Source organism: Microbacterium gallinarum (assembly GCF_014837165.1).
In the GTDB taxonomy this organism is placed as follows: Bacteria; Actinomycetota; Actinomycetes; order Actinomycetales; family Microbacteriaceae; genus Microbacterium; species Microbacterium gallinarum.
In genome coordinates this window covers 1,130,454-1,148,523 of sequence record NZ_JACSPM010000001.1, presented here as the reverse complement: position 1 = coordinate 1,148,523, position 18,070 = coordinate 1,130,454, and the positions used below count along the sequence as shown (strand labels likewise).

Below are 18,070 nucleotides of genomic sequence, written 5' to 3'. Positions count from 1 at the left end.
CCGCCCCTCCTCCCGACGGTGAAACGTCGCGATTGCGACGAGACGACGGCTCGGGAGGTGCGTCTCGTCGCGATGACGCCGTCTCGGCGCCGGCAGGCGCCTCGGGACCGCTCGCCGGACTCGTCGTCGCGGACTTCTCGCGCGTGCTCGCGGGGCCGTACTGCACGATGCTCCTCGCCGACCTCGGCGCGACGGTGATCAAGGTCGAGGGGCCGGCCGGCGACGAGACGCGGCACTGGACGCCGCCCGAGCGCGACGGCGACGCGACCTACTTCCTGTCGGTGAACCGCGGGAAGCGGTCGATCACGCTCGACTTCGACGATCCGGCCGACCTCGCGATCGCGCGCGACCTCGCCGGCCGTGCCGACGTCGTCGTCGAGAACTTCAAGCCCGGCGGACTCGGCCGCTTCGACCTGGACTACGACGCCGTGCGCGCGTCGAACCCCGGCGTGGTCTACGTCTCGATCACCGGGTTCGGACCGGACTCGACGCTGCCGGGATACGACGTGCTCGCGCAGGCGCTGTCGGGGCTCATGAGCGTGACGGGCGCGGCCGACGGCGCACCCACGAAGGCGGGCGTCGCCATCGTCGACGTCGTCACCGGCCTGCATGCCGGGCTCGGCGCGCTCGCCGCCCTGCGCCACCGCGACCGGACCGGCGAGGGTCAGCGCGTCGAGGTCAACCTGCTGTCGTCCGCGCTGTCGGCGCTGGTCAACCAGTCGGGCGCGTACGCGCTGGCCGGCGTCGTGCCCCGCCGGCTCGGCAACGACCACCCGAGCATCTTCCCGTACGGCCCGTTCCCCACCGCCGACGGAGAGCTCGTGCTCGCCATCGGCAACGACCGGCAGTTCGCGCGGCTGTGCGACGTGCTCTGCATCCCCGAGGTCGCGGCCGACGCCCGCTTCACGCGCGCGGCCGACCGCAGCGCAGGCCGTCACGCACTGCGCCCCCTCCTCCACGCAGCGCTCGCCGCCCGCTCCGCGACCGAGTGGGAGACCCTGCTCGCCGCGGCCGGCGTGCCGTGCGCGCGGGTGCTCGGCATCGACGACGCCTTCGAGCGGGCGCGCCGACTCGGCCTCGACCCGGTGATCGGCGCCGGAGAGGAGCAGACGCCGGGGGTGCGGCATCCGATCTCCCTGTCTTCGACGCCTGCGCGGTACCCGCTCGCCCCGCCGTCACACGATGCCGACCGGGCGTGGGTGCTCGAGCTGCTCGAGGGCGACAGCGGAGATCCGGGTGGATTCGGCGGCTGACCTGGCATCCGGTACCATAGGAGGGTTGTCCGCACGCGCCCCTGTGCGCGGGAAGCCGGATGACGTGCAACACACCCTCCTGCTGCCGGGAAATGCCCGACAGCCGTTCAAGTCCGAAGGAGGTGGGTTAGTGACGCACCAGTACGAACTCATGGTCATTCTGAACCCTGAGATCGACGAGCGCCAGGTCGCTCCGAACCTCGACAAGTTCCTCAAGGTCATCACCAACGATGGTGGCTCGATTGAGAACATCGACATCTGGGGTCGCCGCCGTCTGGCGTACGAGATCCAGAAGAAGACCGAGGGCATCTACGCCGTCGTGAACTTCACCGCTACGAGCGAGACCACTCAGGAGCTCGACCGCCAGCTCAATCTCAACGAGCAGGTCATGCGCACCAAGGTGCTCCGCGCCGAAGAGGCGATCGCCATGATCGCGTCCGAGAAGGCCCGCGCCGACGAGAAGGCTGCCCGCAAGGCTGCCCGTCCCGCGAAGCCCGTCAAGCAGGACGCGTAACGACGATGGCCGGCGAGACGATCATCACCGTCGTGGGCAACCTCACGGCTGATCCCGAGCTGCGCTACACGCAGAACGGTCTCCCCGTCGCGAACTTCACGATCGCGTCGACGCCGCGCAACTTCGACCGCCAGGCGAACGAGTGGAAGGACGGCGAAGCGCTGTTCCTCCGCGCGAGCGTGTGGCGCGAGTTCGCCGAGCACGTCGCGGGCTCGCTGACGAAGGGCTCCCGCGTCATCGCGACCGGTCGCCTGAAGCAGCGCAGCTACGAGACGCGCGAGGGCGAGAAGCGCACCGCGATCGAGCTCGAGATCGACGAGATCGGCCCCTCGCTCCGCTACGCGACCGCTCAGGTCACGCGGGCGGCAGGCGGCGGCGGTCAGTCCCGCGGTCAGGCGCAGGTCGCCGACGAGCCGTGGTCGACCCCCGGTTCGTCGAACGCCTCCGGTGGCAACGCCGGCGGCGGCGACGCGTGGGCCGCCCCGGGCGCCTACGGCGACGACACCCCGTTCTAAATGGCATCCGGATGCCGCGGCATCCGTTGAATCTCATCTCTCAGTAAGGAAACACCCATGGCTGGAAAGGCAACCGGCGACCGCCGGAAGCCGCGGAAGGGCGCGAAGAACGCTGCCCCCGCGAAGGCGATCCGTGTCGGTCTCATCGACTACAAGGACGTCGCGACTCTTCGCAAGTTCATCTCGGAGCGTGGCAAGATCCGCGCCCGTCGTATCACCGGTGTCTCGGTGCAGGAGCAGCGTCTGATCGCCAAGGCGATCAAGAACGCGCGCGAGATGGCGCTCCTGCCCTACGCCGGCGCTGGCCGCTAAGGAGCACCGCAATGGCAAAGCTGATTCTCACGAATGAGGTCGCCGGGCTCGGTAGCGCCGGTGACGTGGTCGAGGTCAAGAACGGGTTCGCCCGCAACTACCTCATCCCCCAGGGCTTCGCGGTCGCGTGGACCCGTGGCGGCGAGAAGCAGGTGGCGTCGATCCGCGCCGCCCGTGACGCTCGCGCGATCCACGTCCACGAAGAGGCCGTGGCCCTCAAGGACGCCCTCGAGTCCAACAAGGTCCGCCTGGTCGTCAAGGCCGGCGCCGAGGGCCGCCTGTTCGGCTCGGTGAAGACCGAGGCCGTCGCCGACGCCGTCAAGGCCGCCGGTCTGGGCGAGCTCGACAAGCGCAAGATCCACATCACCTCGCCGATCAAGTCGGTGGGCGAGCACGAGGCGACGGTCCGTCTGCGCGACGACCTCACCGCTGTGATCACCCTGCAGGTGGTTGCTGCCAAGTAGACGCGGCTCGGATCAATGCTGCGAAGCAGCGTTGATGCGCGACGGGTCTAGGTCGAGTAGGCGCGCAGCGCCGTATCGAGACCTCCCAGCGACGAACACGAGAGCGGATGCCGCGGACCCTCGGGTCCGCGGCATCCGCCGTTTCATCCCTCCGCAGACGGATGCCGCGAGCCCCCCGTTCGCGACATCCGCCTGGTTCGTGCGCCGTCCGATGCGGGACGGCCGGTCCAGGCATGGCGGCCGCCCCGCGATCGGAGGGCGAGATGGGTGGGGGAAGCGGGAGGACCGGTGGGGAACGGCCCTCCCGCCACGCCCGGCTGCGCCGCTCGTCAGAGGCCCCCTAGGTGGTCTCCGACGCGCGGGTCAGGCCGAGCGCCGCCGAGACACGAGCGCCATCGCGCCCGCTGCGAGCAGCACCATGCCCAGCAGCAGCACGGGGAGCGCGCCCATCCCTCCAGTCTCGGCGAGTGCGGTGGCGCCGGCACCGGCCGGCGAGCCGGTCACGCTGGCACCGGCCGGCGAGCCGGTGATGTCACCACCGTCAGCCGACGCGCCCGGACCGCTGGGGTCGGTCGGGTCGGTCGGGTCCGTGGGATCGGTCGGGTCCGTGGGATCGGTCGGGTCCGTGGGATCGGTGGGATCGGTCGGGTCCGTGGGGTCGGTCGGGTCCGTGGGATCGGTCGGGTCGACCGGTGCCGCCGGGACGACGGTGGTGCTGTCGCCGATGACCGAGACGGCGTTGCCGCCGAGCGTGATCGGCAGCTCGATCGGAGCCAGGATCTGCGTCCCGCCGAGGATCGAGTCACCTCCCGAGGTCAGACCGCCCGAGCCGCCGTTCCCGGCGGGAGGCGCGACCGCGCTGTCCGTCGAGGTGCTGTCGCCGATGACCGACACGGCGTTGCCGCCGGCGGTGATCGGCGCGGCGATCGGTGCGATCACCTGCGTCCCGCCGAGGATGCTGTCGCTGCCGTCGGTCTCTCCCGCCGTGGTGCCCGGAGCGCCGGTTCCGCCGCTGGTGCCCGTGGTGGAACCCGTGCTCGTGCTGTCGCCGATGACCGACACGGCGTTGCCGCCGGCGGTGATCGGCGCGGCGATCGGTGCGATCACCTGCGTGCCGCCGGCGATCGAGTCGGTGCCGTCGGTACCGCCCGCCGTGGCCGTGCCCGCGCCGCCGGTCGAACCCGGCGCCGTCGCGGCGCCCGAGCTGCTGCTGTCGCCGATCACCGAGATGGCGTTGCCGCCGACGTTCACCGGAACGGCGACGGGAGCGACGACCTGCGTGCCGCCCGCGATCGAGTCCTGTCCGTCCGTGATCGCCTCGGTAGCCGAACCGCCGCCGGCGGTGCCGGACGTGGTTGACGAGTCCGAGCTGGCACTGTCGCCCACGACGGAGACGGCGTTGCCGCCCACCGTGACAGGCACGTTCACCGACACGATCCCCTGGGTGCCCGAGAGCAGCCCGTCAGCGCCGGACGTGGTCGCCGCAGCGGCCGGGGCCGAGGCGGCTGCGGGCTGAGCGGGAGCGGCGGTCGCGGCATCCGTCGATGAAGAATCACCGACGACCGAGATCGCGTTCCCCGACACGGTGACCGGCACCGTCACGGTGACGAGCGCCTGTGTTCCCGATGCCGCGCCGTCCTGACCGCTGGTGGTCGCAGCCGGTGCGGGAGCCGGGGCCGCCGGTGCGGGAGCCGGGGCCGTGGTGGCCGCGTTCTGGCTCGAGGAGTCGCCGATGACCGACAGCGAGGTGCCGCTGATCGTCACCGGGAGGTTCACGTCGAGGAGGGCCTGGGTGCCCGAGAGCAGCCCGTCCTCCCCCGTGGTTTCGGCCGCGTTGGCGACCGTTGCGCCGAGCAGCGTGATGCCGCCGGCGAGAAGCGTGCCCAGCAGGGCGCGCTTGATGAATGTACGCATGATGTTTTCCCCTTTGATGTGACTGATGTGTCGAGGCGCGCGAGGGTGCGCGCCGATGCTCGTCCGCCTCGAGAAGGCGGCATGAGCGGATCAGTCAGGGGAGACGTCGGTGGATCCTGCAGGCGCGGGGGGCGCGAGGTCGTCCTCCGGTCCGGCACGACGCCCCCAGGCACGGAGAGCGGCGAGTGGACCGACGGCGACGAGCGCCCAGGCGCCGGGACCCGCACCACCGGGTCCCGAGGAAGAAGCAGTCGGCGGGCAGAGTTCTCCCGCCGGAGTGAAGGGTCCGCGGGCGTCGGGCGACGCCGAGGACGACGAGACAGCGGTCGCGGGCGTGGCGAAGCCCTCGTGCACGCCGTCCGAGAACAGGAGCTGAGCGGATGCCGCGGCCCCGCCGATCGCGGACGTCGCAGCCGTGTCGGGGCCGAGGCGGGGGGCGCTGGCGGCGGAGGCGGCCGGTGTGTCCACGCCGGTCGGCTCGTCGGAGTGATCCCCACCCGGGAGCACAGGAATTCCCGGCGTCACCGGGGGGAGATCTGGGGTTCCGGCGGGTGGCTGACCGATGGCGGAACCGGTGTCGGCGACCGTTCCGGTGAGTTCGCCGATCGTGTCGTCGACGGTGTCGCTGAGGTCGGAGACGGCCTGGTCGAGGCCCGTCCCGGTGACGATGCCACCGACGACCGGAACCTGCGTGACCGCCTCGACGACGGGAGCGGTGACAGTGCCGACGACGTCGTTCGAGACGACCTCGTCGACTGGCTCCGTGACCGTGTTCACCGTCGACCCGGCAGCCTGCACGACCTCCCGGACGGGCTGCTGCACCGGAGCGGGCGCCACCTCGACGACCGTGTTCACGACCTCGGTGACGGCGGACGTTGTCTTCGTCACGGCCGTGGTGACCGTGGTCGCCGTGCTGTCGACGGCAGAGGTGACGGCACCCAACAGGCCCGCTCCGTCGTCATCGCCCTCATCCGCGTGCGCGGACCCGAAGCCGAGCCCGAGCAGCAGCGAGAGGACGATCCAGGCGAACGCGGTCGCGGCCCCGATGAGGGCCAGCCGCCAGATCCTCGGCAACTGCGAGGTAGCGATCTCCACGTTCACCTCCCACGACGAACAGCGTCACGCATTCCGAGTGGAATGCGCCTGAGGGTGCCTGGACTGAACAGGCTAGCGCTCTCCCCCGGCAGTGTCCAGAGGCTTCTTGCGAGCGATCGACGGGAGGACCGTTGTTCACAAGCGACGCGGAATTGTGCACAGGGGGCCGTCCGACGGGCAACCTTCAAGCGCGACTTCAACCACATCGCCCTCCACAGCCTGTGGAACAGGGAACACCAGATCAGGCGGCCTTTGTTCCGCCGACCTCCGCCGAACTGCGCAGATTCTCCACAGGGTTTGTTCACAGGTCTATCGGCGTTTCACGCAGGCTCTCCACAGAGTTATCCACAGCCTCTGTTGCGACTGTCGGACCCCCTGCCTACCGTGGACTTCGGCACTCCGGGGGGAGAGCACGGCACGTCTCAGACGACGAGGTCCGAGTCAGCGCCGGCTCTCCCGCCGCACTCGCTTCGCGACAGCCGTGTTCCTTCTGCGGCGCGTGCGCACCCGACTCGGCGAGCCGCCCGGACGGAACCCGAACACGTGGAGGATCCTGCATTCATGTCGATCGCCGACATCTCCGAAGAACGCATGGGCGGCGGACCCCGTGAGTTCGAGCGGACTCCCCCGCACGATCTCCTCGCCGAGCAGAGCGCCCTCGGAGGCATGCTGCTGTCGAAGGACGCCGTGGCCGACGTCATCGAGACGCTCCGCGGCGCCGACTTCTACATCCCGAAGCACGAACTGATCTTCGAGGCGATCCTCACCCTTTACTCGCACGGTGAGCCGACCGATGTCGTCGCGGTCACCGACGAGCTGATCAAGACGGGCGAGCTGCAGCGCGCCGGTGGTGCCGACTACCTGCACACCCTCACCTCCATCGTCCCGACCGCCGCCAACGCCGGGTACTACGCGTCCATCGTCTCGGAGCGTGCGCTGCTGCGTCGCCTCGTCGACGCCGGCACCCGCATCGTGCAGATGGGCTACTCGGGTCAGGGCGAGGCGCTCGACCTCGTCAACAACGCGCAGGCCGAGATCTACTCGGTCACCGGCGCCGAGGCCGCCGAGGACTACGTGCCCCTCACGATCGCCGTCGATGCGGCCGTCGAGGAGATCGAGGCGGCGCGCGGTCGCGATGGCCAGATGACCGGCATCCCGACCGGCTTCTCGGGTCTCGACCAGCTCACCAACGGCCTGCACCCCGGCCAGATGATCATCATCGCGGCGCGACCCGCCATGGGTAAGTCGACCCTCGCGCTCGACTTCGCGCGGGCCGCGGCGATCAAGCACGACATGCCGACGATCTTCTTCTCGCTCGAGATGGGGCGCAGCGAGATCGCGATGCGCCTCATGAGCGCCGAGGGATCGATCCCGCTGCAGGCGATGCGCAAGGGAACGCTCGACTCGCGCGATTGGACGACGATCGCCGCGACGCGAGGTCGCATCAACGACGCGCCGCTGTACATCGACGACAGCCCGAACATGACGCTCGTCGAGATCCGGGCGAAGTGCCGTCGCCTCAAGCAGAAGGCCGGCCTGAAGATGGTCGTGATCGACTACCTCCAGCTCATGACGAGCGGCAAGCGCGTCGAGTCGCGCCAGCAGGAGGTCTCGGAGTTCTCGCGTGCCCTCAAGCTCCTCGCGAAGGAGCTGCAGTGCCCGGTGATCGCGCTGTCCCAGCTGAACCGTGGTCCCGAGCAGCGCGCAGACAAGAAGCCTGCGCTGTCCGACCTCCGCGAGTCGGGCTCGATCGAGCAGGACGCCGACATGGTCGTGCTCCTGCACCGCGAGGCCGCCTACGAGAAGGAGTCGCCCCGAGCGGGCGAGGCCGACCTGATCGTGGCCAAGCACCGCAACGGCCCCACCGACACGATCACCGTGGCGTTCCAGGGCCACTTCTCGCGCTTCACCGACATGGCCCCGGCGGGCGACTTCCAGTAGGCCACTCGCGCAGCCGTTGACCTGCTGCGACCGACGGGCCAGGATGGCCCGATGGTCGACCAGCAGCGGCTCTGGGATGCCGAGGTTGCGCAGAGTTACGACACCCCCGGCGAGGGGATGTTCTCCGACGACGTGCTCGGCCCGACCGTCGGCGTGCTCGCCGAGCTCGCGCAAGGCGGACGAGCGGTCGAGTTCGCGGTCGGCACCGGACGGGTCGCGATCCCGTTGCGCGACGCCGGAGTGCAGGTCGTCGGCATCGAGCTGTCCACGGCGATGGTCGCCCGCCTCCGCGAGAAGGCGAGTGCTGATCGGCTGCCGGTCGTCGAGGGCGACATGACCACCGCGCACGCCGGCGAGGGGTTCGCGCTCGTCTACCTCGTGTACAACACGATCTCGAACCTGCTCACTCAGGAGGTGCAGGTCGAGTGCTTCCGCAACGCGGCGCGCCACCTCGCACCCGGCGGATGCTTCGTCGTCGAGCTGTGGGTGCCCGAGCTGCGGGCACTCGCACCCGGCTACCGCGGCACGGTGGAGGTGAGCGAGCCCGGCTACCTGCTCGTCGACACGGTCGACACGCTGCAGCAGCTGATCGTCTCGCACCACGTGCGCTTCGACCCCGAGATCACCGGCAGTCGCGAGGCCCGCGTCGGGCGGTCGCCGCACCGGTACATCTGGCCGAGCGAACTCGACCTCATGGCGCGCCTCGCCGGCTTCGAGCTCGAGTCCCGGTGGGCGGACTGGGACCGCGGCGCCTTCACCGGCGAGTCGCGCAGTCACGTGTCGGTGTACCGGCTCCCGGCTCAGAGCTGATCAACCCGCCGCGTGCGAGGCTGGTCCGGTGCTGACTGACGACGCCCTGGAGTTCCTCCGCGAGTACCACCTCGCCACCCTGTCCACCCTCGGGCGTGACGACCGGATTCACGCCGTGCCCGTCGGCTTCACCTACGAGGACGGCGTGGTGCGCGTCATCGGCACGCGCGGCACGCAGAAGTTCCTCAACGCACAGCGACGCGGCCGGGCGACGATCTGCTCGGTCGACCGCGCGCGCTGGATCAGCTTCGAGGGCACCGCACGGATCAATGAAGAAGCGGATGCCGTCGCCCGCGCCGTCGAGCTCTATGCGGCGCGCTACCGCCAACCGCGCGTGAACCCGGAGCGGGTCGTGCTCGAGCTGACCGTCGAGCGCGTGCTCGGCTCGCCCCGGTTCCGCACCGTCTGACGCCTACGAGACCGCCTTCTTCACGAGTTCGGTGACTCGCTTCTCGACGGCGTCGTTCCAGTCGAGCACGGCGAACGCGGTCGCCCACATGTCGCCGTCGTCGAGGTGGGAGGGGTGCTCGAAGCCCAGCGTCGCGTAGCGCGTCTTGAACTTGCCGGCCGGCTGCACGAAGACGACCATCTTGCCGTCGGCATTGGCGAAGCCCGGCATGCCGTAGTAGGTCTTGCCGACGAGCTCCGGAGCGACCTCGCCGGCGACCTTCACGAGCCCCTCGCAGATCCTCTTGTCACTGCCGTCCAGCTTCGCGATGACGTCGAGCACGGACTTGAGCCCCGCTTCGCGGTTCTTCCCGGCCTTCTCCTGTGCCCGCAGCTCCTTGGCGCGCTCCTTGACGGCGGCGCGCTCTTCGGCGGACAGTCCGCTCGTCGTCTCCTTCGACGTTGCCTTCTCGCTCATGACGTTCTCCTTCACGGTGTGCGGCCGTCCCTGCGACCTCGAGCTTCACGCTACGCAGGGGCCGCGGCATCCGCTTCTCCGATCCTGATCAGTTCCCCGACGGCCGGAGTGACAACCCGCGCGGGGGGATCTACCGTGGACTGTCACCCGATCCGTGGAGAAGCCATGACCTCGCCAGCACCCGAGCAGATGCACGCCATCTCCGACGAGACCCGCCACACCGTCGACGACGTGCTCGACTACGCCCGGCGCCGTGCGCTCTACAAGGACGTGCCGCTCGACAAGCCGATGCGTCCGAACGACCTGTCCCGCCTCGCGTCCGGCTCGATCACCGAGGAGGGCATCGGCGCTCGCCGGGCGATCGCGCTCTTCGAGAACGTGCTGGCGCCGGCGTGCATCTCGACCGACCACCCGGGGTACCTGTCGTTCATCCCCTCCGCACCGAGCAAGGCCTCGCTCGCGTTCGACGTCGTGGTGTCGGCATCCGCGATCTACGGCGGCTCGTGGATGGAGGGCGCCGGTGCCGTCTTCGCCGAGAACGAGGTGCTGCACTGGCTCGCCCGCGAGTTCGGGCTGCCCGCGTCGGCGGGCGGGGTGTTCGTGCAGGGCGGCACGATCGGCAATCTCTCGGCCCTTGTGACGGCTCGGGATGCCGCGCGCCAGCGCAACCGCGACGCGGGCCGCCCCGACCCGGCGCGCTGGGCGGTGCTGTGCAGCGCCGAGGCGCACTCCTCGATCGCGTCCGCCGCCGCCGTGATGGATGTCGACGTCATCACCGCGCCTCCCGGCGCCGACGGGCGTCTGCACGGAGACGCGGTCGCCCGCGCGCTCGACGAGCACGCGGATGCGGTGTTCGCCGTGGTCGCGACCGGCGGCACGACCAACTTCGGCATCGTCGACGACATCGCCGGAGTCGCCGCCGCGACGAAGGCGCACGACATCTGGCTGCACGTCGACGGCGCGTACGGACTCGCGGCCATGCTCGTCGAGGAGCTGCGCCCGGCGTTCGCGGGCGTCGAACTCGCCGACTCGGTGATCGTCGATCCCCACAAGTGGCTCTTCGCACCCTTCGACGCCTGTGCGCTGATCTACCGTGAGCCCTCCCTCGCGTTGCGCGCGCACACGCAGAAGGCGGAGTACCTCGACACGCTGACGGACTCGCCGGACTGGAACCCGTCCGACCTCGCGATCCAGCTGACCAGGCGCTCGCGGGGCCTGCCGCTGTGGTTCTCGCTGGCGACCCACGGCACGGAGCAGTACCGGGCGACGATCGCGCACGGCATCGACCTCGCCCGCCGCATCGCCGACGAGATCGACCGGCGGGACGGCCTGTCGCTCGTGCGCGACCCGCAGCTCTCCGTGGTGGTCTTCCGCCGGGAGGGCTGGGCGGCCGCCGACTACCAGGCGTGGTCCGATCGCCTGCTCGAGGAGCAGCGCGGTTTCGTCGTGCCCAGCTCGCACGCCGGTGAGCCGGTGCTGCGCTTCGCCATCATCAGCCCGCTGACGACGTACGAGCTGCTCGTGGAGATCCTCGACTCGTTGGGGTGAGGCTCGTTGCCGCCCCGGCGGCGGCGGCCCTTCTCAGCGGGCCGAACTAGACTGGAGGCATCCCTTCCGTCTCGCAGGAATCCGCCGTGACCTCAGCTTCTTCCGCTCGCACGTTCGACGTGCGCCACGTGCAGCTCGCGCGCGCCGCGTTCGCGGCGCTCGCCGCGGTCATGATCACGTTCTCGCCCGACCACTCCGCGCAGGTCGGGATGTCGGTGTTCAGCGGCTTCGCGATCGCCACCGGGCTCGTGCTGCTCCTCTCGGTGTGGCTCGTCCACCCCGCCGGCCGGCGCTGGCCCGCCGCCTCCCTCGGCGGCGTGACCCTCGTTGCGGGCATGGCCGGCGGCCTGATGCCGCTGCGCACCGTGACGGGGTTCTTCTCCGTCGTGATTGCGTGGGCCCTCGTGAGTGGAGTGCTCGAGCTCATCGCCGGCTGGCGCGCGATGCGAGGTCCGCGTGCCCGTCGCGAGATCGCCCCCGGCGTCGCCGACGTGCGCCCGGTCGTCGACCCCGGACCGCGCTCCGACGCCCGCGACGGCGTCGTGGTCGGAGCGGTCGGCGTGCTGCTGGGCATCGCGCTGGCGCTCGTCCCCGCCGGCTATGCACTCACCTACCGCGTCGAGGAAGCGGGCATGACCGGCACCCTGACCGGCATCATCATCGCCGTCGGCATCTTCGGCGTCTACGCCGCGATCGTCGCGGTATACCTGGGGATCGCGGGCTTCTCGCCCCGCAAGGAAGCCGAGGTCGTCACCGAGGCCCCGGCATCCGCCCCCGCCGACCAGAAGGATCCCGCGTGAGCGACGACCGCCCCACCCGCCGCGACCTCATGAAGCCCCTGCAGCTGCTCGGGCTCGCGTTCGCGGCCGCCCTGTTCGCCGGCATCGTGACGCTCGTGTCGATGGGCTTCTTCCAGGCGGGCGGAAGCGAGCAGACGCGGGCCGCGCTCGTGCTCGCGCTCATCATCGCCGGAATCACGTTCATCGCCGTGCTGCTGATCGTGTCGCTCCTGCTTCTCGCCGTCGACCCGGCTCAGGTGACGAAGACGATCGACAAGCCGGTGCTGATGCCCGATGAGGACGACTCGTCGGATGCCGCGCCCGGTGCCGGCCCCAAGGCCTGACGCCTTCCGGCCGAGGTCGTAGGTGCGGCGACCCCGCGGGTCGCTGAGCGAGCCAAGCGCCCCTCGCCCAGAACAGGAGATCTGGCGCACGGAGGACGTTTCCCGCCGAGTCTTCCTGTCTCCGCCAGATCACCTGTTCTCGGGGACTGCCGGCCGGCTGCCGCAGGCGAACGGCCTGAGCGTCAGCCGAGCTCGTCGACCAGCTTCGAGGCGAGGCCGTCGTACGTCGCCGGAGTGAGGGCGAGCAGGCGCTCCTTCGCCGCCTCGCCGATGTCGAGTCCGCGCACGAACTCGGCGAGCTCCGCGGCGCCGACCCGGCGGCCGCGCGTGAGGTCCTTCAGCAGCGCGTAGGGGTCGCTGATCTGCGAGCGGCCGGCGGCGATCTCGGCCCGCACGACCGTCTGGATCGCCTCGGCGAGCACCTCCCAGTTCGCGTCGAGGTCGGCCAGCAGCACGTCCTCGGCGAGGGAGATCTCGCTCAGCCCGCGCTGCAGGTTGTCGAGCGCCAGCAGCGAGTGGCCGAACGCGACGCCGATGTTGCGCTGCGTCGTCGAGTCGGTGAGGTCGCGCTGCAGGCGGCTCGTGACGAGCGTCTGCGAGAGCGTGCCGAGGAGTCCGCCGGCGATCTCGAGATTCGCCTCGGCGTTCTCGAAGCGGATCGGGTTGATCTTGTGCGGCATCGTCGACGAGCCCGTGGCGCCCGCGACGGGGATCTGCGTGAAGTAGCCGATGGAGATGTAGGTCCACACGTCGGTGGCGAGATTGTGCAGGATGCCGCCGGCATGCCGCACGCGATCGTAGAGCTCGACCTGCCAGTCGTGCGACTCGATCTGCGTCGTGAGCACGTTGAACCCGAGGCCGAGTCCTTCGATGAACGAGCGGGTGAGCTCGGGCCAGTCGACGTCGGGATCGGCCGACAGGTGCGCTGACCAGGTGCCCGTGGCACCCGAGAACTTCGCGAGGTAGTCGCCGGCCTCGATCTGATCGGCCACGCGCGTGAGGCGCCACGCGAACACGGCGAGCTCCTTGCCCATCGTGGACGGGGTGGCGGGCTGGCCGTGGGTGCGGGAGAGCATCGCGGCGTCGCGGTGACGTACGGCGAGGTCGGTGAGCGCGTTGATGACCGCGCGCAGTTTCGGCAGCCACACCCGCTCCACCGCGCGCTGCACAGTGAGCGCGTACGAGGTGGAGTTGATGTCCTCGCTCGTGCAGGCGAAGTGGGTCAGTTCGGCGATCGAGTCGAGCCCCAGCGTGGAGAGGCGGTCGCGCACGAGGTACTCGACGGCCTTCACGTCGTGGCGGGTCACCGCTTCCTTCTCGGCGAGCCAGTCGATCTCGGCCTGGCCGAACTCGAGGTAGAGGGCGCGGAGGCGGGACTTGTCGTCGTCGCTCAGCGGAGACGTGCCGAACAGCGACCGGTCGGTGAGGGCGATCAGCCACTCGACCTCGACCTCGACGCGCGCGCGGTTGAGCCCCGCCTCCGAGAGATAGTCGGCGAGCCCGGTGACGGCTTCGCGGTAGCGCCCGTCGAGCGGGCTCAGCGGCTGCCACGGAAGAGCGGTGGGATGGAGAGAGGTCACGATGCTCCCGTCGAGACGCAGAGGGCGGCGCCGGTGTCAGTGCACCGGACGGATCGCGGGTTCGAGCTGCCGGAAGAGCGCCCGGCTCGCACTCTCGATCATACCGAGCACCTCGTCGAACATTCCGGGCCCGGCATAATACGGGTCGGGCACGTCGAGCGTGGTGGCCGCCGGATCGAACCGCAGCAGCAGGGCGATCTTGTCGGCGTCCGACTCGTTGCGCGCCCAGCCCCGCAGGATGCGCTCGTGGCTGCGATCGAGCGCGATCACGAGGTCGCTGTGGGCGAAGTCGGCGTGGGTGAACTGTCGTGCGCGGTGTCGAGTGCCGTCGTAGCCGGCGCGGGTCAGGGCGTCGATGGTGCGCTGGTCGGCGCGTTCGCCGACGTGCCAGTCGCCGGTGCCGGCGCTCGTCGATGCGACGCGCGAGCCCAGGCCTGCGGCATCCGCGAATCCTCGGAAGACGACATCAGCCATGGGTGACCGGCAGATGTTCCCGGTGCAGACGAAGACCACGCGAAAGGGATCGCCGGGGGTGGCCGTCATGTCCTCCATTCTTGCGCGCCGAATGTGGGTGCCCAAGAGGTGACGGATGCTGCTCCGCCCGCTCGTCACCGAACGTTATCGAACTCTCCTCTAATTGACCTTCCCGCGCGACACGAGCTCGCCTAGCCTTGCGCGGAAGGCCTACCGGCCTTCTCTCATGTCCAGGAGGATCTGTGCGCCGTTCCACACGAGCAACCGTCGCCATAGTCGCCGCCGGTGCCATCGCCCTGACCGGGCTGATCGCACCCTCCGCGGTGGCAGCCGAGGCCCCGACCGAGCTGTTCATCAGCGAGTACGTCGAGGGATCGGGCAACAACAAGGCCCTCGAGGTCTACAACCCGACGGATGCGCCCGTCGACCTGACCGGCTATTCGCTCAGGATGTACTTCAACGGCTCCGCCACCTCGACGCTCACCGTGGCGCTGTCGGGCACCGTCGCCGCCGGTGACGCATTCGTCGTCGTCAACAACCAGGCTTCCGAGGCGCTCCAGGCCCTCGGTGATCAGATCGCCACCGGCAACTGGTACAACGGCGACGACGCCATCGCGCTCTTCAACGGCTCCACCGCCGTCGACGTCTTCGGGCAGATCGGCTTCGACCCCGGCACCGAGTGGGGAACGGGTGCGACCGGTGCGCAGGACGCCACGCTCCGACGTCAGTCCGACGTATGCATCGGCGACGCCGACGGCACGAACGCGTTCAGTCCCGCCGACGAGTGGGACGGCTTCGCGATCGACACCTTCAGCGGACTCGGCGCACACACCGCGGACTGCGGCGGCGAGCCCCCCGCGCAGAAGGTCGTGATCAACGAGTTCTCGGCGAGCACCGACGGCGACGACGTCGAGTTCGTCGAGCTGCTGGCCACCCCGGGCACCGACCTGTCGGGCCATCGTGTGCTCGAGATCGAGGGCGACTCCACCACGACGCCCGCGTTCGGGGTGATCGACCAGGTCGTCTCCTTCCCGGCCGCCGACATGACCGGCCGGAGTCTCGCCACGCTCGGCAACGGCGACCTCGAGAACGGCACGGTCAGCCTGCTCCTCGTCACCGGCACGATCCCGGCTCTGGGCACCGACATCGACGCGAACGACGACGGCGTGATCGACGACGGTCTCGGCTTCGAGGTCGTCGATGCCGTGGCCGTGCACGACGGCGGCGCCTCCGACCGCACCTACGGCGGTGTGACGCTCGGGGTCTCGTACGACGGACTGCCGTTCGCCCCGGGCGGCGCATCCCGCATCCCCGACGGCACCGACACCGACACCACTGCCGACTGGGTGCGCAACGACTTCCACCTGGCAGGCATCCCCGGCTACGCCGGAACGCTGATCGAGGGCGAGGCGGCCAACACGCCGGGCAAGTCGAACTCCCTCACCGTCCCGCCCGTCGACCCGCCGGACATCGAGGCCGGGTGCGACCTGACGCACGTCACCATCGGCTCGGTGCAGGGCTCGGGCATGGCGTCGCCCGTTGCGGGCAACGATGTGCTCATCAAGGGCACGGTCGTCGGCGACTTCCAGACCGGCGGCTTCAACGGCTACTTCGTGCAGGACGGCGGCGACGACGACTCCGCGACGTCGGACGGCATCTTCGTCTACGCGCAGAACGGCGCAGAGGTCTCGGTCGGAGACGTCGTGAGCGTCGCCGGCGAGGTCAAGGAGTTCGAGGGGACGACCGAGATCGTGCTCGCCGACGTGGCAGTCTGCGACTCGGGCGTGACGCTGCCGGCACCGGTGGAGTTCCAGCTCCCCGCCACGCCCGCGCAGCGCGAGGCGCTCGAGGGCATGTACGTCACCCTCCCGCAGACGCTGTCGATACTCGAGTACTTCGAGTTCGCGCGCTACGGCACGGTCGACGTCGGCCTGACCCGTCAGTCGGTGCCGACCGCGCGGTACCTGCCGAGCGACCCGCGCGCAGCGGCACTGGACCTGTCGAACGTGGCCGAGCGGATCACGATCGACGACGGGCGCAGCATCCAGAATCCCGATCCTGCGATCCACCCGAACGGCGAGGTGTTCACCCTCGGCAACACCTTCCGCGGGGGCGACACTCTGGAGAACGTGATCGGCATCCTCGATGACCGCTTCGGCACCTACGCCATCCAGCCCACCGGCAAGCCGATCTACACGGCCACCAACCCGCGGCCGGATGTGCCTGAGGTCGGCGGCGACATCCTGGTGTCGAGCTTCAACGTCCTGAACTACTTCACGACGCTGGACGACCCGAACACGTCGGCGGACGACGACATCGCCCGCGGCGCGAACACGCAGGAGGAGCTCGACCGCCAGGAGGCGAAGATCGTGTCGGCGCTCGCGGCGATCGACGCCGACGTCTTCGGACTCATCGAGATCGAGAACAACGCCGACTCGCAGGCGCTCACGACGCTCACCGCGGCGCTCAACGAGAAGCTCGGCTCCGATGTCTACGCACCGCTCGTCACGGGCAAGATCGGGACCGATGTCATCACGACGGCGATCATCTACAAGCCGGCCACGGTCACGCCGGTCGGCGATTACGCCCTGATGAACCAGGCGAAGGACTCGCGCTGGCTCGACAGCCGCAATCGCCCGGGGCTCACGCAGACCTTCCAGAAGGTCGGCGGTGAGAAGTTCACAGTCGTCGTGAACCACCTGAAGTCGAAAGGCTCGGCGTGCACAGGCGAGTCTGAGGACCCGCTCCAGGGCAACTGCAACGTCGTCCGCACGAACGCGGCCAATGCGCTCGCCGACTGGCTCACCACCGACCCGACCGGGCAGGAAACCGTCGGCCGGGAGCTGATCATCGGCGACCTCAACGCGTACGACAAGGAAGACCCGATCACCGCGCTCACGGCGAAGGGCTACACCGACCTCATCCTGAAGTTCCAGGGCGAGGACGCGTACAGCTACGTGTTCGACGGCGAGAACGGCTACCTCGACCACGCGCTGGCCGGTCCGGGGCTGCTCGGAGACGTCCGCGGTGCGTCGCCGTGGAACATCAACGCCGACGAGCCGAGCCTGATCGACTACGACATGTCGTTCAAGCAGCCGGCGCAGGACGCACTGTGGGCGCCCGACCCGTACCGCTCGAGCGACCACGACCCGGTGCTGGTCGGACTGGAGCTGACGCCGCCCGACACGACGGCGCCGACCATCGAGGTGACCACCGACCCGTCGTTCGTCTTCCCGCCCAACAACAAGGACCGTGAGATCGCGGTGCAGATCGACGCGGCCGACGACCGCGGCGAGGTGACGGTCGAGCTCACGAGCGTGACCACCAACGGTCAGGCGCGTGCGGCGTGGACCCGCATCGACGACACCCACTTCACGGTCAAGGCCGTGAACAAGGCGACGTACACCTTCACCTACACGGCGACGGACGCCGCGGGCAACACCGCGACCGGCAGCGCCACGGTGATCGTCGGGATGAAGGGGCTCCTCGACCTCGAGTGACCCTCGGCAGACGATGAGGACGCCGCCGCGCACGTCGGGGCGGCGTCTTCTCGTTCGCTGGAGGAGAGCGGATGCCGCGCCCTCCACTCCTCCTTCACAGCCGTGCGGGTGATGGTCGCCGTGCACAGGTCGTCGGCGTCCACGGGGAGACGCGGCCGCGCC

17 protein-coding genes are annotated in these 18,070 nt (G+C 69.9%); 12 read left to right on the top strand and 5 right to left on the bottom strand.

Features of this window, described 5'->3' with window-relative positions; all coding sequences use genetic code 11:
- The first annotated feature begins 32 nt into the window (after nucleotides 1-32).
- The 5 genes from H9622_RS05325 to rplI all read left to right on the top strand — a co-directional run bounded on the left by H9622_RS05325 (nucleotide 33) and on the right by rplI (nucleotide 3,058).
- Complete coding sequence (locus H9622_RS05325; protein WP_191764919.1) at nucleotides 33-1,253, top strand: CaiB/BaiF CoA transferase family protein; 1,221 nt, start codon at nucleotides 33-35, stop codon at nucleotides 1,251-1,253.
- 130 nt (nucleotides 1,254-1,383) lie between these two features.
- A complete protein-coding gene (gene rpsF, locus H9622_RS05320; RefSeq protein ID WP_191764917.1) occupies nucleotides 1,384-1,767 on the top strand; it encodes a 30S ribosomal protein S6 in 384 nt (127 codons plus the stop codon).
- A 5-nt stretch (nucleotides 1,768-1,772) separates the two neighbouring features.
- On the top strand, nucleotides 1,773-2,282 hold the full coding sequence (locus tag H9622_RS05315; protein ID WP_191764915.1) for a single-stranded DNA-binding protein: 510 nt from the start codon (nucleotides 1,773-1,775) through the stop codon (nucleotides 2,280-2,282).
- 57 nt (nucleotides 2,283-2,339) lie between these two features.
- Entirely contained in the window at nucleotides 2,340-2,594 is a 255-nt protein-coding gene (rpsR, locus tag H9622_RS05310) for a 30S ribosomal protein S18 (RefSeq protein ID WP_045301896.1), read from the top strand.
- An 11-nt stretch (nucleotides 2,595-2,605) separates the two neighbouring features.
- On the top strand, nucleotides 2,606-3,058 hold the full coding sequence (rplI, locus tag H9622_RS05305; protein ID WP_191764912.1) for a 50S ribosomal protein L9: 453 nt from the start codon (nucleotides 2,606-2,608) through the stop codon (nucleotides 3,056-3,058).
- Between the two features lie 363 nt (nucleotides 3,059-3,421).
- Here rplI and H9622_RS15785 read toward each other — a convergent pair whose 3' ends face one another.
- A complete protein-coding gene (locus tag H9622_RS15785) occupies nucleotides 3,422-4,972 on the bottom strand; it encodes a hypothetical protein (protein WP_225221553.1) in 1,551 nt (516 codons plus the stop codon).
- 90 nt (nucleotides 4,973-5,062) lie between these two features.
- The gene (locus tag H9622_RS05295; RefSeq protein WP_318247036.1) at nucleotides 5,063-6,067 is read right to left on the bottom strand and encodes a hypothetical protein; all 1,005 of its coding nucleotides are present in this window, start codon (nucleotides 6,065-6,067) and stop codon (nucleotides 5,063-5,065) included.
- Between the two features lie 561 nt (nucleotides 6,068-6,628).
- Here H9622_RS05295 and dnaB point away from each other — a divergent pair.
- From dnaB to H9622_RS05280, 3 genes are read left to right on the top strand one after another with little or no spacing between them, the layout of a single operon-like run.
- Complete coding sequence (gene dnaB / locus H9622_RS05290; protein ID WP_191764910.1) at nucleotides 6,629-8,008, top strand: replicative DNA helicase; 1,380 nt, start codon at nucleotides 6,629-6,631, stop codon at nucleotides 8,006-8,008.
- Nucleotides 8,009-8,059: 51 nt separating this feature from the next.
- Nucleotides 8,060-8,818 carry a class I SAM-dependent DNA methyltransferase gene (locus H9622_RS05285; RefSeq protein WP_191764908.1) on the top strand — a complete coding sequence of 253 codons (759 nt, stop codon included), beginning with the start codon at nucleotides 8,060-8,062 and terminating at the stop codon, nucleotides 8,816-8,818.
- Nucleotides 8,819-8,846: 28 nt separating this feature from the next.
- Nucleotides 8,847-9,227 carry a PPOX class F420-dependent oxidoreductase gene (locus tag H9622_RS05280; protein ID WP_191764906.1) on the top strand — a complete coding sequence of 127 codons (381 nt, stop codon included), beginning with the start codon at nucleotides 8,847-8,849 and terminating at the stop codon, nucleotides 9,225-9,227.
- Between the two features lie 3 nt (nucleotides 9,228-9,230).
- Here the strand turns inward: H9622_RS05280 and H9622_RS05275 are convergent, their stop codons facing one another.
- Entirely contained in the window at nucleotides 9,231-9,683 is a 453-nt protein-coding gene (locus H9622_RS05275) for a hypothetical protein (protein ID WP_191764903.1), read from the bottom strand.
- 165 nt (nucleotides 9,684-9,848) lie between these two features.
- Here H9622_RS05275 and H9622_RS05270 point away from each other — a divergent pair, with 165 nt between their 5' ends.
- From H9622_RS05270 to H9622_RS05260, 3 genes are all read left to right on the top strand, one after another.
- Complete coding sequence (locus H9622_RS05270) at nucleotides 9,849-11,231, top strand: pyridoxal phosphate-dependent decarboxylase family protein (protein WP_191764901.1); 1,383 nt, start codon at nucleotides 9,849-9,851, stop codon at nucleotides 11,229-11,231.
- A gap of 86 nt (nucleotides 11,232-11,317) precedes the next feature.
- Nucleotides 11,318-12,031 carry an acyl-CoA synthetase gene (locus H9622_RS05265; protein WP_191764899.1) on the top strand — a complete coding sequence of 238 codons (714 nt, stop codon included), beginning with the start codon at nucleotides 11,318-11,320 and terminating at the stop codon, nucleotides 12,029-12,031.
- On the top strand, nucleotides 12,028-12,354 hold the full coding sequence (locus H9622_RS05260) for an amino acid transporter (RefSeq protein ID WP_191764897.1): 327 nt from the start codon (nucleotides 12,028-12,030) through the stop codon (nucleotides 12,352-12,354). Before H9622_RS05265 ends, H9622_RS05260 begins: the two co-directional genes overlap by 4 nt.
- A 182-nt stretch (nucleotides 12,355-12,536) precedes the next feature.
- Here the strand turns inward: H9622_RS05260 and purB are convergent, their stop codons facing one another.
- The gene (gene purB / locus H9622_RS05255; RefSeq protein ID WP_191764895.1) at nucleotides 12,537-13,934 is read right to left on the bottom strand and encodes an adenylosuccinate lyase; all 1,398 of its coding nucleotides are present in this window, start codon (nucleotides 13,932-13,934) and stop codon (nucleotides 12,537-12,539) included.
- A gap of 36 nt (nucleotides 13,935-13,970) precedes the next feature.
- On the bottom strand, nucleotides 13,971-14,477 hold the full coding sequence (locus tag H9622_RS05250; protein ID WP_191764893.1) for a low molecular weight protein-tyrosine-phosphatase: 507 nt from the start codon (nucleotides 14,475-14,477) through the stop codon (nucleotides 13,971-13,973).
- A 254-nt stretch (nucleotides 14,478-14,731) separates the two neighbouring features.
- Here H9622_RS05250 and H9622_RS05245 point away from each other — a divergent pair, with 254 nt between their 5' ends.
- The gene (locus H9622_RS05245) at nucleotides 14,732-17,908 is read left to right on the top strand and encodes an ExeM/NucH family extracellular endonuclease (protein ID WP_191764891.1); all 3,177 of its coding nucleotides are present in this window, start codon (nucleotides 14,732-14,734) and stop codon (nucleotides 17,906-17,908) included.
- Nucleotides 17,909-18,070: the final 162 nt, after the last annotated feature.